Genomic DNA, 16,444 nt, shown 5'->3' with positions numbered 1-16,444 from the left:
AGAAATCCGGTTTCTAATCTCAATCATAGCTTTGGCAAGCAGCCACCTCCTTGGAAATCCAGTTTCTAGACAACCCGTGGCTCCAAGACTATTCACAACTACAGAAACCCAGTTTCTAATTATATAACAACCGCCCAGACGGTGAGGACAGTTTTAATTGGTCAAACCCTTGCTTTTATTCATTATTCCTTATTCCTTATTCCGACGGACATCGGACTTCTATCCTTTACATCCGTTACATCCGTTACATAATCCGTTGCCGAACTTCCTCCTTCCTTCTATCCGTTACATCCGTTACATCCGTTAAATAATCCGTTGCCGAACTTCCCTCTTCCTTCTATCCTTTACATCCGTTACATCCGTTAAATAATCCGTTGCCGAACTTCCTTCTTCCTTCCACTAACATCCGATTTTAAAGCTAGGATAGAAATATCACCAATTCTTGACCCGGAGGTACAAACAGTGAAATCAAAAATTATTGCAACCGCAGCAATACTTGCCGCCCTCGGCTGTCTGCATCCTCACCCAGCATTATCTCAACCTGCAACTGACGGCGGGACAAAACCCGGATTTTGGCAACCTCAAGCGCAGGTTGACAATACTCGCAACATTACCCTCAGACTGTTAAATGAAACGGGATTAAACCTAGAATACGGTCAATCAGGTGCCAACTTGTCATCCTTGCCCGTCGGAGCCAGCAAAAACATCATTGTTCGTATCAGCAATCGCACCGGCGACATTGCCAATATTCCGATTAATACCACAGGAGGAAGCGCAACTTTGAAATACGACTATAACGTTGACTCGCAGACAAACCTTGTGACGATTCGCATCACCAGATCAGATCCCCGCACTAGGCAAGACCGGTCAGTTTATATTGATGAAAAAGGGCGAATTTACTCTTTCTAAGACTCACGCTCATCAACCCGGTTTCTCCTGATAAATTTTGCTTTTAGCAGCGACGTATCGCGGAAGAAATCGGGTTTCTAGACTAGCGTGCATAAATTCTGTCTTTCTCAAAAAGTTATGAATCAAGTGCAGCCCACAAAAAATCGATATTTTTGTGCAGCGGATTTGACATTGCATCCCCAAAATCAACTGGTGTTTGCAATTCGGCGCTACTGGCGCACTGGTGCATCAGGTGGGTTTCGAGAGGATGTCAACCGCCACATCGCAGACTAATATCCGTCGTTTCTCTTGATACCAGCGCCTCGATTTCCCTCTTCTTTCGGTTTAGCTTTGTTCACTCGCAAGGGGCGTCCCATCCACTCTGCACCGTCTAATTCGGCAATTGCAGCGTCTTCTTGGGCATCCTCCATCATCTCAACAAATGCAAAACCGCGCATCCGACCGGTTTCCCTGTCGGTAGGCAAGACAACTCGCTTGACTGTGCCGTATTCTGCAAATACTGCTTTCAGGTCTTCTTCGGTGGCGCGGTAAGACAGATTTCCAATGTAGATAGTCATGTCGATCGAACTGAACTTGTTGTGCTATACATAATAACCTTTTAATTTAACTGTCAAGTGCTATCTGGCATACAACTGGCCAATCGACTTGGACTAAAAGGGTTTGCCACACTGACTAACCCTTGGTACTGGCTGCAATAGTTAGCTTAATCAAAACTTATATCCTCACTCATCCGCAGGGCGAGTCAGGGTATGAGGTTTGGGGCGGCGATGAATCCCACGCCTGAACAATACTTGATTTTAATCAGATCAGTGATAGGTGGGCGACGCATCGCCAAGCATCTTCGGAAATAAAGCGAGTAACAAGGTATAATATATTAGGTTGCTCTGGATCGCGATCATCTTTGATATAGCGGTTTTCAACTTTCGTGAGGTACTTGGCAGTTAATTACCAATTCCCCACTTCTTCCATTCTTTAATCTAAAATTTAAATCTGTACCTCATTAACTTGAGAATTGCTATACACATCTAGACAGGCATTTGAGCAAACTTACTTCACATCTCCCCACCCCTTTCCTAAACGGGGAGATGTCACCTTCAATCCTTGGGCAAAATTGGGAATTGCAAATTGGAAATGAGGAATTGGGAAGATTTTCTCTCCATCTCTTTAATCCCCAGTTTAGTATATTACTTTTCTCATTTAAACTAACGATGTGAGATTTAAAGCAGCTTTGTTAAGTGTTTGAGTGCCGATTCGACTTTGGGTAATACCGCTGGCTGTTTCCGTTGCTCCTTTATTCAGAACATTCATCGCATCTACCACTTGCTCAATAGCGATCGCCTGCTGTTTGGTATTCAGATAAATTTGCTGACTGCTCACAACAACACTGTTAATAGCATTGGCAACATTGTTAAAATTATCCGCCGTACCTTCAGTCAATTTTAGGCTATTATCTAAAGTTTTCTTGCCCTCATCTGTTACCATCACTGTTTTATTAATGGAATTCTTAATGCCGTTTATCAAATCATTAATCTGATCCGACGATTTTTTGCTTTGATCGGCCAGTCTGCGAATTTCCGTCGCCACCACCCCAAACCCCTTTCCTTGTTCTCCGCTGCGTACTGCTTCCACTGTAGCGTTAATTGCCAGCATATTAGTTTGATTTGCCAAATCGCTGACTAAATTGGTAATATCAGCAATCTGATTGGTTTGCTGGCTCAAATGTAAAACTTGCTCGGCGATCGCTCCGACTTTTTCCGTCAAACTCAACATTCCCTGCTGGGTTTTATTCACCACTTTACTGCCTTCTGCTGCCATATTTAAGACATTACTGGCATTTTCAAGGGCTGATTCGGCTTGCATAGCTGATTGCCTTGATGATGCGCCCAATTCATCCATTGTGGTAGTTGTTTGATTAACAGAAGCAGCTTGTTGTACAGCAATACGTTCTTGTTGCTCAATTGTAGCAGCGATCTCGGTAGAAGAACTGACAATCATATTAATAATACCTTTCAGCGCTTTATCTAAAGGTTTGGCGATCGCCATGCTTAAAGCTATACCTAAAATAATCGCTATTAGCGGCCCAACTGTCATCCCCAACAATACAGCTACTTGAGTATTCTTACTATCCTTGTATGCGGTTTCATAAGCTTGATCTGCTTGCTTTCTATTGGAGTCAACTACTGCTAAAGTGGCGTTTTCTGAATTAATAAATTTAAAGCGAATTAATTTAGCTTGCTGCCTAAGTTTATTCAAAAGGTTACTAGCTGTCTTAGCTCTTGCCATTTCTGGCGACTTACTTTTACCCTGATTAATTAGGTTTAGCTGCAAAGCCAAAGGATTCAAAATTCCCACGGTCTCAAATTCTTGATTAATTCGCAGTAGTTCTTGATCTTCCTGCTGCCACTCCTCCCAATACTTAAGCATTTGTTGATAGAGTGCATCTTCCTCTGAGGTACGAGGAAGGACTTCGTATGCTTTAAACCCATCTTTAATCTGCTGCCAAGCCTTGTCCATTCTATTTAATGCCTCTTGCCTTTCTACTTGACTGAGTGCCGGATTAATTAGCGCTCTCTCGGATGACTCTATTTGGGTTTGTCCCTCGTTAATTTTCAATAAAGCTTCAATACTCGGTAAGTTATTCTTACCGAGAGTCTCTATGTGTTGACTGAGATTAGATGTTGAATTCCATCCTACCCAGGCAACAAAAAATACTAACACTCCCATTATCAAAAATGCACTGATAAGTCTGGTTTGTAAATTCATTTTTCTCAACATACTATTTCTGCTTCCTTCTACTACAGTTATCCTCGCTGCACTCATGAACAGATTTTGTATATTATAGCTTTTCTCAGGTAGCTAAAGTACATATTAGGATTTTACTTTGGAGATTTTACATTTTAAAATTAGTAATTAATTGATGAGTGACTCCTGAGCCTGAAAGTCGCTATCGATTTTGGGTGACGACGCAGTTACGGTAGCTTTGTGGTCGTCATGATGCTGAATTCATTTTTATAAACCCCTTTAGTCTACCGGTTAAAACCTGGCGTTACACAAACCAAGCCTGCCGACGCCCACTATAAAAATGGTAGGATTATAATTAAGTTTGGATTACACATATATAGGCTTTGTGAGACAGATGAGGTATCATATTGCTGACGTATTCATAACGGTAAAATATACAATATAAGATAAATGAACTCTAATTCGCTCAAGAGTCACAGCCTCACCAGCAGTGGAGGGGAACCCACATCCATTGACCTCTCTTTTGTTCACCAAGCATCGAAAACATCATACATTACTAGCAATGAAAGCTTATTATCTTGATTTGAGACCAGAAATTATCGATGTTGATTATTCCCGAAACAATCTCACAAAAATCCATAGCTAACTGTTTTTTGGGAGTTTTCAGTTTTGTCAAAAAAATTACTTAAACAGGCTTCTGAAACCCAAACTATTGATCGGGTAGCTAATTTAGGCGACCCTGCAAGATTAAGGGAGAACAACTGATAATGTTAGCGCCGATTGAAAAGAAGAATGATTCAACTATTGAATAACTTCATTGTTAACTATATCCCTAAAAGGTTTAAATGCAAGAAAAGAACGAATAAATCTGTAAAAATATCTCACCGAAACTACATATAACGGTCAAAAATAAAATTTTAAGTGAAGTTAATTAAGCAAAAAATGATACAATTATATTTGAGAATTTTCTGCTCCGGTAACGTACAAGGAATATGCAAAGATGCTTGGTTAGTGATGGAAAATAGCCCGACCAATAGGCAAAATAAGTAAATAAAGTCATCAAGAAAAAGGGCGAAAGTAATATACTTGTCGCCCCCTTCGCCCGATTTATCATAAGCCGGAGAATTTATGGTCAAAACTTAAAAATATTTTCAATTTTATCAACACAAAAAATTATCAATAATTACGAAAGGTGATAAAGTTTTCATTCCGTCAACTTTCTAAGCAAGATATTTGAAACTGGTTGACACACTGCTGTTATTGTACTTCATCTATCTGAGAAAGCCTATACGGGAATCGAAAGTGTCAGTGCAGACTTTCTAGCGGGCACTGAGAAATTAAGTCTAGCCAAGTGTGGAAATCCCGTAAGGGAAAAACGCGAAAAGCGAAACTGTGAAGTTTGGAAGCCCACGCCATAACTGTAATCAGTTTGGCGTTGGGAGGATGTTACTGCTTTTCCTTAGTCGATCGAGATTGACTGAGGCCCCGTGCTTTTACCGTTGGTGGGTTCGGCTGGGGGAGTAGTGTAGGAAGTTGAACCAGCTTGCTCGTCGATCCAGCTTTTAACGGGATCTTCGTGAAGGTTGAGTCGAAGCAGGCCAGATAAAAATCCGCCCGCGAAGGCGATCGGCTGTTCGATCAATTCTTTCGCCATTGGGATGAGTTCGTCGAGGAACATTCAAGAGTCTCCTTGTGCTGCAGGGGTTCTACCTTAACTGTATCGTTTGTACTGCGATGCTGGCAGCGGGCTACAAAAAACCTTCCAGCGCTGAAGATGCCCGATCCTCTTCTGCAAGCTTCGCTAACGGGCAATTTTTTGGCTAATGACTTACAATGCTAATCACATTGCTGCAAAAATTTTATGTGCCGTTTGCTTGGCTACCTCGGGGAGCCGATTTTACTCGATGCTATTCTGTACAAGCCGGAACATTCCCTAATTGTGCAGAGTTACGAGCCCCGCGAAATGACTTCTGGCGTACTCAATGCTGACGGTTTTGGTCTTGGTTGGTATCACCCGCACCTAGATACTGACCCGTTTACTTATAAAAATGTACAGCCAATTTGGAGCGACATTAACCTTCCGAGTATCAGTCGATACGTTGAATCTGGATGCGCGATCGGATACGTTCGCAGTGCAACTTCTGGACAAGCTGTAGATTTGAGCAACTGTCAGCCATTTCAGAACGATCGCCTGCTGTTCGTACACAACGGCTTCGTGAAGAATTTTCGTCAAACTCTTTACAGACCAATTCGCGATCGACTTAGCGATACCATTTATCAATCAATTAACGGCACTACAGATTCTGAACATATTTTCGGCTTGTTTGTCAATGAATTGACAGCCGCCAATGTGACTCTAGAAGCTGCTTTGCAAAACACGCTGAAAACTGTGGCAGAGTTAGCAAACTTTCACGAAGTAGAATTTTCAGCTAATATCATTATCAGCGACGGACACCAGCTTGTTGCCTCTCGCTTTGCTTCCCACAAAACCCCTCCTTCCCTCTATTGGCTGCGAGACGATTTGAATTTCCCGGATTCTGTCGTCATTGCTTCTGAACCTTTATTTCCTGGCAATTGGCACGAGTGTCCAGTCCAGAGCATTATCAGTACCGGAGTAGATCGTGATATCCAAATCTATCCAATCTTGTAGAGAGGCAATTTATCGCGATTTGCAGCAGTGTCGCCGCGGCACTTTCAAGCTATTTGCAGACATCGATTATGATACTTTTTGCCGCCAAGCTCATCCTGATTTCAGTCCTGTTGGCTGGCACTTAGGTCACATTGCTTATACTGAAGATTTGTGGCTGTTGCAACGATGTGCTGGCTTGAAACCTGTCTTGCCTCAGTATCACCAACTGTTTGCTGCTGATATTTTGCCTAAAAAACAACGGGTTTTTCTGCCGACTTTACCTGAAGTTGAATTATATCTGGACGCGGTGAGAAAAAAGGTGTTAGATTATTTGGAAGTAGCGCCGATCGACGAGCAAGAACGCCTCTGGCGGTTTATTATTCAGCACGAAAGCCAGCACTGCGAAACTGTTGCTTTCGTGTTGCAAATGCACAGGAAGAAGGAAGCAAGGCACGACACGGATTTGGACACGGATACACGGATTAATTCTCTACAACACAGAGGAATCAAGCAGCAGAAATTCCCAATTCCCAATGCCCAATTCCCAATGCCCAATTCCCGATGCCCAATTACCGATTCGTCGGCGATTGAAATTCCGGGCGGGGAATTTTACATGGGAAGCGATGCTGCTGAGGCTTTGGATAACGAGCGATCGCGCCACCTGTGTTATTTAGAAGCATACTCGATCGATCGCTATCCCGTCACTTGCCGTCAATACCAAGATTTCATGGAATCCGGCGGCTATCAAAACCCTGATTGGTGGTCAGCCGACGGCTGGAAATGCCTGCAAGGCGAAGCCGTCTGTCAACCGCTTTACTGGTCAGAAAATCCAGCTTTCAACAACCATCCAGTCTGCGGTGTCAGTTGGTACGAAGCCGAAGCTTACTGCAACTTTGTTGGCAAGCGTTTGCCATCGGAAGCCGAATGGGAAAAAGCTGCGAGTTGGGATGCAATAAATCAAACATATCGCATCTATCCTTGGGGAGAAGAACCGCCAAACGGCAGCCTGTGCAATCACGGCAATAATATTGCAAATACCTCGCCAGTCGATGCCTTTCCCAAAGGAGCAAGTGCGTCGGGTTGCTATGATATGTTGGGGAATGTGTGGGAGTGGACTGGTTCAACCTTTGACGCCTATCCGGGATTTGAAAGTTATCCTTACAGGGGCTATTCTCAAGTTTATTTTGATGGAGAACACCGGGTTTTGAAAGGCGGGAGTTGGGCGACTTTTCCGCAGGCACTGCGATCGACCTTTCGGAATTGGTACTATCCGGGCGTGCGGCAAATTATTGCTGGTTTTCGCTGCGCTAAGTAGTTTCCTAGGTAATTATAATTACCATCAAATTTGTTCGTAGTGAAAAATTTATTCATCGGACTTTGCCGATGAACAAATTCCTTAATACTTGCATTACAAAGCTTATTTGACAAACCTCAGATAAATGGCTGGAGAGGCAATTGAAAAAAAAATGTTTGCGAAATGCCCAACTTTTTTCCATGTAACAAGCTCAAAGAAAACAAGTTTGGTTAAGTATTCAATAATTTTTGTGGATAAATTTTAAGTTTTAATTGTGGATGCGAGATCCATCCGGTGAGACAATACAGAACGGAGAGCGGCATGAAACATCTGACTTGAGCGCGATATTTGGCAACGCGACTGCGTGCTATACCGATATGTGCATCTAAAAATTACTTTATGAAATCCCCAAGACTGTCCGATACGACAAACTCAGCCTCAACGAAAGAAAACCGGCTGCACTTAGAGCGACTGGTGAGCGCTGCGGCACTGACACCGGCAGAAATCAATGCTGGCAGCGATGTAGTTAGCGGGTTGACTCAAACCCCCAAATCCCTGCCTCCAAAGTATTTCTACGACGATCGCGGCTCAAACCTGTTCGAGTTGATTTGCCAATTGCCGGAATATTACCTGACACGCACTGAGACGGCGATTTTGCAGGGGTGCGCGGGGGCGATCGCAAATTTAACTGGCCCCTGCGAAATCGTCGAACTCGGCAGCGGCAGTTCCACCAAAACTCGGATTCTCCTCGATGCTTACAGTCAACTGGAATATCCCCTGCATTATTTGCCGATCGACATCAGTCCTACTATCCTAGAAAGCAGCGCTTGTCAACTGTTGGCAGATTATCCGTCGCTCCAGATTCACGGACTTGTCAGCACATACGAATTAGCCTTAGCTAAAATTGCACCGTCGCCGTTGCCAACCCGAATGATTTGCTTTCTAGGCAGTACCCTGGGCAATCTCAACGCTCAAGAATGCGATTTATTCTTCTCGCAAATTGTCGGTGCATTGCAGCCGGGAGAGTATTTTTTGCTGGGAATTGATTTGGACAAATCGAAGGATATTTTAGAGCCTGCCTACGATGACAGTCAAGGAGTAACTGCAGCATTTAACTTGAATATGCTGCGGCATTTAAATCGAAAATATGAGGGAAATTTTGATTTAGCGCAGTTCGAGCATAGGGCTTTTTACAATCAAGAGGAATGTCAAATTGAAATGCACTTGAAAAGTAAAAAAGCGCAAAAAGTTCAGTTACGCGCACTCAATTTAACGGTTGAATTTGCAGCGGGAGAAACTATCCGCAGCGAAATATCGCGCAAGTTTAATCTCAATACTGTAAAAAAAGAACTTTCGCAGCGTGGTTTAATGCCGGTGCAAGTTTGGACAGATCCAAATCAGTGGTTTGGCTTGATGCTTTGCCAGATGTCAGTTGACAGTTGACAGTTGACAGGTGACAGTTGGCAGTTGACAGTTGACAGTTGCCAATTGTTATTTGTTATTTGTTTTGAATATCTCCCAATAATCAGTAACTACTGACTACTGACTGCTGACTAATAACGTTCGCGAGCGGGGACAGCACTATGACTACTGACTAATTAACAAATCGGCCGCTGTCCGGGTTTTACGGCGTGAATGTACTCGCTGCCCGAGGTCGGCCATCCCCGCTTATAATAAGCTTCCTCCGGCTTCCCCCAGCCCAACTGCAACAAAATTTCTAGAAAATCCAACTTTTCCCACTTCGAGAGACTGGCCCATTCTGTGCGCTGGGCTATAGCCTCTACATCAACCGGCTCGATCGATCGAAAATCCTTCCCGCTGTTAATGCTTAAATACAAATCCATCCCGGCAGTTACCTGCTGCCAGAATTCCAACATAGCAATCTTAGCTGCCTTCAGCGTGATCAAATCAACCGGTAGAGCTATTAATTCGTCATCCACTGCCGGATAGCGTAGAGTATTGCCTTTAACCGCGATTTCCCGCCAGACAATCCCAGAAACTTGATGTTCCCGCTGGTATTCGTGCACGGCCGCCTTAAAATTTTGATAAGCAGTGAACTTCTGAACTCCCTCAGATTTGAGAAAGCGGTCAATCACGGGGTTGCCTGTAGCAGGAGTTTCAGTCAAGTTGAGGCGCCGCCCATGCAAGCAGGCTTGGCGCTCTTCTTCGAGGATTTTAATGAGTTCCGCCGTGCTGTAGACCTTGGACATCTTTATTGAGGCAAAATCAAGATATTGGCTGATATTCGGCTGGTTTTCTCGACTAATCTTCGGTAAAGATAGTTTTGCTGTTCTAGGCAATATTCAGTTTTGCCGTTATTCTAACTTTTCTTCGTGCTTAATTCTAGTTTGATAGTTTACAGGAGTCGAACCGGGAAATCCCGACAGCCTCTTAAAAAAAGCAGTTAAGAGGGTATCGAATCACGAACTAGAGTGGGAACTGCACCGCAGACGTACCTGGCGGGATTTTTCGCCAAAAACAAAGCCCCCTCGAAGGAGGGGGCAAAACTGATTTAGAGGTTTGGGAGTTTTATTTGATGGGTCGATCGAACAACCCGAAAAAGAAGCAGCATTCGCACCTGCCCTCAACTACCACAACTCAAATTTTCAGTCTCAAAGCTTAGTAGCGTCCGCGTGAAGAGCGATCGTTGTCGCCCCAGCCACCGCCGCCGCCCGAGGAGCGTCTGTTGTTGTTGTTTTCGCGAGGTTTGGCTTTGTTGACTTTCAAGTCGCGGCCCATCCACTCAGCACCGTCTAGAGCTGCGATGGCTGCTGCTTCTTCTGCCTCGCTTGCCATTTCCACAAAAGCAAAACCCCGCATCCTGCCTGTTTCCCGGTCCACTGGCACTTGGACGCGGCTTACAGTACCGTACTCGGCAAATACTTCGTTGAGGTCCTCTGATGTTACCTCATATGAAAGATTACCCACGTAAATCGACATAAAATCTCCAGAATCATTAGGGTGCAGAGACTTAGATTCGGAGAGACGCTTGTAAATAAACACCAACAAACTACGCCACCGAATTTAATTCTTGGAAAACCACTATAACATGAAGCCAGCAGAATCAGCAATTGGCTGTCATAATTTTCAATTTTGGGGGCGATCGGGCAATCGCCAACAGAAAGATATTCGTGATAACTGACATCTTACACTGTTGGCGTCATCGGCTTGGTTTCTTGGTGCGCGATCGACCTGATATCCGAGATTTTTCGTCGCTGTTACCAGGTTGATTGGGTCTGATTGAGAACAGTGCCTGAGATTCACTTATAACTAACATTACGCACTGTTATCCCTGGACAAGCCTCCTGCCCGTTCCACCAGAGATCAATGTTTTTAGCCCAGGATTAATCTTCCGATTGATACTCCCCTTTTCCATCTCCCGTCTCTCATCGCATCCGATTTAGCGCCAGAGAATAACGGTTCCCAAATAATTATCAAAAGAGTTATTAGCCATATCTACGCGCATTTTATACATATATAGCAATGCTCGCATCATTTGTGAATTTCTTACTCCCTCCCCGAACTCGATCTGAGGGTTGGGGTGGGGTAAAAATTTTACGACTCCTGCAGGGATTGCTATATATGTATAATTATTGCTCTAATATTTCCATTTTACTCATTTTTTAAGGCTTTATGTAGTTTCTCTATTTGCTCTTTCTCTAAGATGATTCTCGGCTGTGATTTTTACACTAATTGCATGAAGTTTGTTTTCGATTAGACCGTATTTAAATGCCTAAAAGCTTATGTCCTGGGAAAGATGCGATCGCACTCCTACCTCCCTAGCATTGTAAAAGTTGAAAGCCCACAGTCCACAAAGATTGTCTGGTACAGAGAGAAGCAAGCCTAGACTAACGAGCGTGAAGCAGTTACAGAGGATGTTAAATGGTTATAAACAGTTCGTTGACCCGGCCCTTGGCTGTCGTGACGGGTGCCTCTAACGGTATCGGCTACGAACTCGCCAAACAGTTCGCTCAAAACGGGTTCGATCTCCTAGTCACCGCCACCGGAGCGAGCATCAATGAAGCGGCTCAAGCCTTTGAGGGGCTCGGTGCCAAAGTCGAGACAGTGCAGGCAGACCTCGCTACCTACGACGGTGTTGAGACGCTCTACAACCAGATAAAAGCGACTAATCGGCCAGTGGATGCGATCGCAATTAATGCCGGTGTCGGCGTCGGGGGCGACTTTGCCCGCGAGACAGACTTGAAGGACGAACTAAATCTGATTAACCTCAACGTTGTCTCGTCTGTACATTTGGCTAAACGGGTAGTTAAGGATATGGTTGATCGAGGTGAAGGCAAAATTCTGTTCACCTCGTCGATAGCAGCCCTAATGCCCGGCCCGTTCGAGGCAGTGTACGCGGCATCTAAAGCATTTATACACTCCTTCTCAGAAGGGCTGCGTAACGAGTTAAAGGACACAGGCGTCACCGTTACCGCGCTGATGCCAGGGCCGACGGATACCAACTTCTTCCATCGGGCGGGAATGGACGACACGAAGGCGGGCGCCGACAAGAAAGACGACCCGGCCGAAGTTGCCAAGCAGGGCTTCGAGGCGCTGATGGCGGGTAAGGACGACATTATCGCCGGTTCACTCAAGACAAAGATTCTTGCCAGCGCGAGCAAGGTTTTGCCTGATACCGTTAATGCCGAAATGCACCGCCAGCTTACTGAACCGGGTTCTGCTAACAAATAATTCGCGCCCGTCTTACTATTCTTATGTGCAGATTTAAAGAAAGTAAATATCGCAGATAATGGCCTGATTGCAGCCGATAAAAGCGTGTTTACTTCTGGCAGTAGCGACGATTTAGCGAAGTTTTCTCATGCGTTCATCGATGCCATTATGCAGCATCGGCATTGCATGGGAACTGAGGAATAAATGGTTCCCGCCTAAGTAATTTAGTACAGCACATTTATGCAAATTCATCATCTCAATTGTGGCTGTATGTGTCCCATTGGAGGGGCGCTTTTCGATGGCTTCAGTCGGGGTTTGACGGCTCACCTCGTCTGCCACTGTCTGCTCGTTGAAACGAATCAGGGACTGGTTCTGATTGATACCGGTTTCGGATTGCGGGATATCGAGTCGCCTTACTCTCGGCTCAGCCCGTTTTTCGTCCACTTTAATAACATCCAGTTCGATCGCAAGTACACGGCAATCCATCAAATTGAACAGCTCGGATTTTCACCAAGCGATGTGCGCCATATTGTGCTAACCCACCTCGATTTCGATCATGCCGGTGGTCTAGAGGATTTCCCTCAAGCAACGGTACACGTCATGCAGGCTGAAATCGATGCCGCACAGGATCGGCACGGTTTCATCACAAAAAGGCGCTATCGTCCGGGGCAGTGGGATGAAGTCAAACGCTGGAAATACTATTCGGCGGGTGGCGAACCTTGGTTCGGTTTTGAAGCAGTCCGCGACCTCGACGGGTTGCCGCCGGAGATTTTGCTAATCCCCTTGGTGGGGCACACGCGCGGTCATGCTGGCATTGCCATTGATACACCCGATGGCTGGCTTCTGCACGCAGGCGATGCCTATTTCTACCGACACGAGATGGATGCGGCTAACCGACGCTGCACGCCCGGTTTGCGCGCCTACCAATGGATGATGGAGGTCGATCGCAAGGCTCGGTTGCTCAATCAAGGCCGGCTGCACGCATTATCGGTGCAGCATAGTAAAGATGTGCGCCTGTTTTGCAGTCACGATGCTATTGAGTTAAAAGCCTTCGCTGGCGGGTCTAGCAACTCTTAAAACTAGAAATTTCATCATTACTATTGATTAGGCAAAGTAGGCCGTCGGGGAAGTTGCAGCCCGACTGCGCTCTGGATTTTGAGACATCTTAAATTCAAAACTCTTTAGTGCAGCGAAGCGGTGAGGGAGTCCTAGTAGTTTTTTTGCAGGAGGCATTTATGAATATCAGCAGACGCAAGTTGTTAAAGGTAACTTCTGCTTCGGGTTTGGTTGCAGCAGGGCTGGCTGCTTCCGAAGGGTTGTTGAAACCCGTGTTAGCTCAAGATGAACCGACTCAAGTAGATGTTAAAAATGAAGTTGCCCAAGCTCAAACCCAAAGCGGGGAGATGAGTTACAGGACATTGGGACGCACAGGAGAGCGAGTGTCTGCAATTGGCTTGGGGGGACACCATATCGGACGCCTTCGAGAGGAGCAAGAAGCTATTAAGCTCATTCGCAGTGCGATCGACCGTGGCATCAATTTCATGGACAATTCTTGGGATTATCACAACGGACGCAGCCACCGCTGGATGGGTGCAGCGCTCAAGGATGGCTACCGGCAAAAAGTGTTTCTGATGACCAAGATTGACGGCCGCACCAAGGGCGCTGCGATGATGCAGATTGATGAGTCACTGAAGGCGTTGCAGACCGATCGCATTGACCTGATGCAGCATCACGAAATTATTCGCATGGAAGACCCCGATCGCATTTTTGCTCCCGGCGGGGCTATGGAGGCGGTAGTAGAAGCGCAGAAGGCGGGCAAGATTCGCTACATCGGGTTTACAGGACACAAAGACCCTTTGGTTCACCTGCGAGTGATGGAAATTGCCGCTCAAAACAATTTCCGTTTTGACGCGGTACAGATGCCGCTGAACGTGATGGACGCTCATTTTAGAAGTTTTGAGCAACAAGTTCTGCCGGTGCTGGTGAAGAACCAAATAGGTGTATTGGGGATGAAATCTATGGGCGACCCCTACGTCCTTAGAAGCAATACAGTAAGTCCGATCGAATGTCTCCACTATGCGATGAATCTGCCTACTTCAGTCGTGATTACTGGCATTGATAGTATGCAACTCCTCGATCAAGCGTTTGAGGCCGCTCGCACGTTTAAGCCGATGGATCGAGCACAAGTTGCAGCAATGCTGAATCGGACTCGCGAGGCGGCAGCAAAAGGGCAATACGAATTGTATAAAACTACCAACCAATTTGATAGTACCGCCATGAACCCATCGTGGCTAGGATAACCCACCAAGGCTAGAGGAGAGGTTGTCTCCGGCTCTTTTGGATTGTTTCTAGGGAGCACAGAGAAGAGGGAAGTTTATTAGTTTTAACTTAAATAGTTCAAGCTTTACCCCAGCGCAGTATTACGAGGAACAAAGCAATTTCAAAAATCAAAACTATTCGTCAATTTCCCCTTACCACTTTCCTGACATTGCGCCCTTGAGTCTCAATTCTTCTCGACTGACTAGAGCTTCGTAGTAATCGGGTTTGATTTCGAGGGCGACTCCGTAAGAGCTAATAGCATCTTGAGTTCGCTGCAATTTTTGCAAAACGTCGCCCCGCTGCGCCCAAGCTTCCCAGTTGTCTGGCTTGAGTTGAATCACTTGGTCAAAAGCGACGAGTGCTTGGGAATAGTTCTGCATTTCCCCTAGGATCAGACCTCGCTGTACCCAGCCTTGATAGTTGTCGGGCCAGACAGTAATTGCTCGATCGTATGATGCTAGAGCTTGTTCGTACTGCTGCAATTTTGACAAAGCGTTGCCGCGTTGCAACCAAGCTTCAAAATTGTCTGGCACGATTTTTAGTACGCGGTTGTAAGCTGCGACGGCTTCTTCGTAACGCTGCAATTTTTCCAGCGCTGCGCCTTGCTGCAACCCTACTTTTGATGTAATTTCTGCTTCTGAAGTCAGAGAGATTACTTTATCAAAACAGGCGATCGCTTCTTCGTATTGCTGTAATTTTTCCAAAGCTTCGCCTCGCAAGTTCCAAGCTTCTAGAAAATTACCTTCAATTTGTAGGGCATTGCTGTAAGCGATAATTGCCTCTTTGTAGCGTTCCAATCCTGCTAGGGCGATGCCTCTACCGAGCCAAGCTTCGGGAAAATTCGGATTAATTTGAATGGCTTGGTCAAAAGCTGCGATCGCCCCTTCAAAATCTCTCGATTCTGACAGTGTTTGACCGCGCCCGATCCATGCTTCTGGATAAAAAGAATTAATTTGAATTGCCCGATCGAAACAAGCAATTGCCGCGTCTGCCCACTGGTGTTTGAGGGCCATTCCTTTATAAAACCACGCTTCGCAGTCGTTGGGCTGCATTTGCAGTACGCGATCGTATGCTGTCACCGCTTCTGCATATTTGTGCAATTTTGCGGAAGCAATGCCCCGATTGAACCAAGCCAGAGTATTTTGTGGTTGCAGTTGAATGGCGCGATCGTAAGAAGTTACAGCTTCAGCGTAGCGTTCGGCTTTCATCAAAGCCAAACCTCGGTTCAGCCAAGCTTCCCAATTAGTCGGGACGAGTTTCAGCGCCCGCTCGAAAGCCGCCACGGCTTCAGGATAGCGCTCCGCTTGAACCAACACGTTGCCTTGCCGGTACCACATGGCGGGCAAATTCGGATGAAGTTGGGTTGCTTTTTTGTAACAGGTTGCGGCTGCATCCCACTGCTGCAATTCCTCTAAAACTCGACCTCGCTGATACCAAGCTTCGTGCTTTTCTGAATTGATTTGAATTGCGGTGTCGAAAGCCGCGAGCGCTTCTGAGTGATTTTGCAAACTTAACAGCCCTGTCCCGCGCAGCATCCAAGCCCAGTATTCTTCGGGATTAATTGCTGTAGCTCGATCGGCGCACGCTACGGTTTCTGCGTAGGAGTGCAGTTGCTTGTAAGCTTTGCCCAGATTCAGCCACGCCCTGGCCCAGTCCGGCTTAATTTGAACGGCTTTTCCGTAGCAAATGACTGCCGCTTCGTACCTTCCTGCGGCGTACAATCTATTGCCCCGATCGTAATCTGGAAATGCTGCAAAAATTCTTAAAATCGGCGGCAGCAGAGCTGGTTGGGGGTTTGAGGAGTTTTCTGTAGCCGAAGTCGAGAGGTCTGGCATACGCCTTTCACATAAAAATTTAGTGGGATAACAAGCTTGCGGTCT

Annotated in this window: 14 protein-coding genes; 8 read left to right on the top strand and 6 right to left on the bottom strand. The window is 45.7% G+C overall.

The features are described from left to right. Positions 1-462 precede the first annotated feature (462 nt). Together QUB77_RS19160 and QUB77_RS19155 are read left to right on the top strand one after the other, a co-directional pair. Positions 463-909, top strand: a complete 447-nt coding sequence (locus QUB77_RS19160) for a hypothetical protein (protein ID WP_333176010.1) — start codon at positions 463-465, stop codon at positions 907-909. Positions 910-1,026: 117 nt separating this feature from the next. After that, the gene (locus tag QUB77_RS19155; RefSeq protein WP_333176012.1) at positions 1,027-1,182 is read left to right on the top strand and encodes a hypothetical protein; all 156 of its coding nucleotides are present in this window, start codon (positions 1,027-1,029) and stop codon (positions 1,180-1,182) included. On the opposite strand, the gene QUB77_RS19150 is transcribed toward QUB77_RS19155, so the two are convergent. The 3 genes from QUB77_RS19150 to QUB77_RS19140 form a co-directional block, all read right to left on the bottom strand. After that, on the bottom strand, positions 1,179-1,466 hold the full coding sequence (locus QUB77_RS19150; protein WP_015179076.1) for an RNA recognition motif domain-containing protein: 288 nt from the start codon (positions 1,464-1,466) through the stop codon (positions 1,179-1,181). The two genes, QUB77_RS19155 and QUB77_RS19150, sit on opposite strands and share 4 nt — an antisense overlap. A gap of 640 nt (positions 1,467-2,106) precedes the next feature. Continuing rightward, positions 2,107-3,729, bottom strand: a complete 1,623-nt coding sequence (locus QUB77_RS19145; RefSeq protein ID WP_333296018.1) for a methyl-accepting chemotaxis protein — start codon at positions 3,727-3,729, stop codon at positions 2,107-2,109. Between the two features lie 1,381 nt (positions 3,730-5,110). Further along, positions 5,111-5,329 (bottom strand): hypothetical protein, encoded by a 219-nt coding sequence (locus QUB77_RS19140; protein WP_190736419.1) that lies wholly within the window; start codon positions 5,327-5,329, stop codon positions 5,111-5,113. 183 nt (positions 5,330-5,512) lie between these two features. Here QUB77_RS19140 and egtC point away from each other — a divergent pair, with 183 nt between their 5' ends. The 3 genes from egtC (at position 5,513) to egtD (ending at position 9,017) form a co-directional block, all read left to right on the top strand. Continuing rightward, positions 5,513-6,301 (top strand): ergothioneine biosynthesis protein EgtC, encoded by a 789-nt coding sequence (egtC, locus tag QUB77_RS19135; RefSeq protein ID WP_333176016.1) that lies wholly within the window; start codon positions 5,513-5,515, stop codon positions 6,299-6,301. Further along, the gene (locus QUB77_RS19130) at positions 6,273-7,595 is read left to right on the top strand and encodes an ergothioneine biosynthesis protein EgtB (RefSeq protein ID WP_333176018.1); all 1,323 of its coding nucleotides are present in this window, start codon (positions 6,273-6,275) and stop codon (positions 7,593-7,595) included. Before egtC ends, QUB77_RS19130 begins: the two co-directional genes overlap by 29 nt. A 378-nt stretch (positions 7,596-7,973) precedes the next feature. Then, positions 7,974-9,017 (top strand): L-histidine N(alpha)-methyltransferase, encoded by a 1,044-nt coding sequence (egtD, locus tag QUB77_RS19125; RefSeq protein WP_333176021.1) that lies wholly within the window; start codon positions 7,974-7,976, stop codon positions 9,015-9,017. 155 nt (positions 9,018-9,172) lie between these two features. Here the strand turns inward: egtD and QUB77_RS19120 are convergent, their stop codons facing one another. Both QUB77_RS19120 and QUB77_RS19115 read right to left on the bottom strand, forming a co-directional pair. Beyond that, the gene (locus QUB77_RS19120; RefSeq protein ID WP_333066699.1) at positions 9,173-9,784 is read right to left on the bottom strand and encodes a hypothetical protein; all 612 of its coding nucleotides are present in this window, start codon (positions 9,782-9,784) and stop codon (positions 9,173-9,175) included. Positions 9,785-10,193: 409 nt separating this feature from the next. Then, complete coding sequence (locus QUB77_RS19115) at positions 10,194-10,514, bottom strand: RNA-binding protein (RefSeq protein WP_333176024.1); 321 nt, start codon at positions 10,512-10,514, stop codon at positions 10,194-10,196. 942 nt (positions 10,515-11,456) lie between these two features. Between QUB77_RS19115 and QUB77_RS19110 the strand changes: the two genes are divergently transcribed. The 3 genes from QUB77_RS19110 (at position 11,457) to QUB77_RS19100 (ending at position 14,545) form a co-directional block, all read left to right on the top strand. Next, a complete protein-coding gene (locus QUB77_RS19110; protein ID WP_333176026.1) occupies positions 11,457-12,266 on the top strand; it encodes an SDR family NAD(P)-dependent oxidoreductase in 810 nt (269 codons plus the stop codon). Between the two features lie 219 nt (positions 12,267-12,485). Next, positions 12,486-13,322, top strand: a complete 837-nt coding sequence (locus QUB77_RS19105; protein ID WP_333176027.1) for an MBL fold metallo-hydrolase — start codon at positions 12,486-12,488, stop codon at positions 13,320-13,322. Between the two features lie 158 nt (positions 13,323-13,480). Continuing rightward, positions 13,481-14,545, top strand: coding sequence for an aldo/keto reductase (locus tag QUB77_RS19100; protein WP_333176030.1), 1,065 nt, complete (start codon positions 13,481-13,483; stop codon positions 14,543-14,545). A 171-nt stretch (positions 14,546-14,716) separates the two neighbouring features. Here the strand turns inward: QUB77_RS19100 and QUB77_RS19095 are convergent, their stop codons facing one another. Continuing rightward, positions 14,717-16,399 carry a tetratricopeptide repeat protein gene (locus tag QUB77_RS19095; protein WP_333176032.1) on the bottom strand — a complete coding sequence of 561 codons (1,683 nt, stop codon included), beginning with the start codon at positions 16,397-16,399 and terminating at the stop codon, positions 14,717-14,719. Positions 16,400-16,444: the final 45 nt, after the last annotated feature.

The sequence above is a fragment of the Microcoleus sp. AT9b-C3 genome (assembly GCF_036705485.1).
Lineage (GTDB): Bacteria > Cyanobacteriota > Cyanobacteriia > Cyanobacteriales > Microcoleaceae > Microcoleus.
The sequence above is the reverse complement of the archived record's forward strand: the minus strand, read 5'-3'. Positions and strand labels throughout refer to the sequence as shown.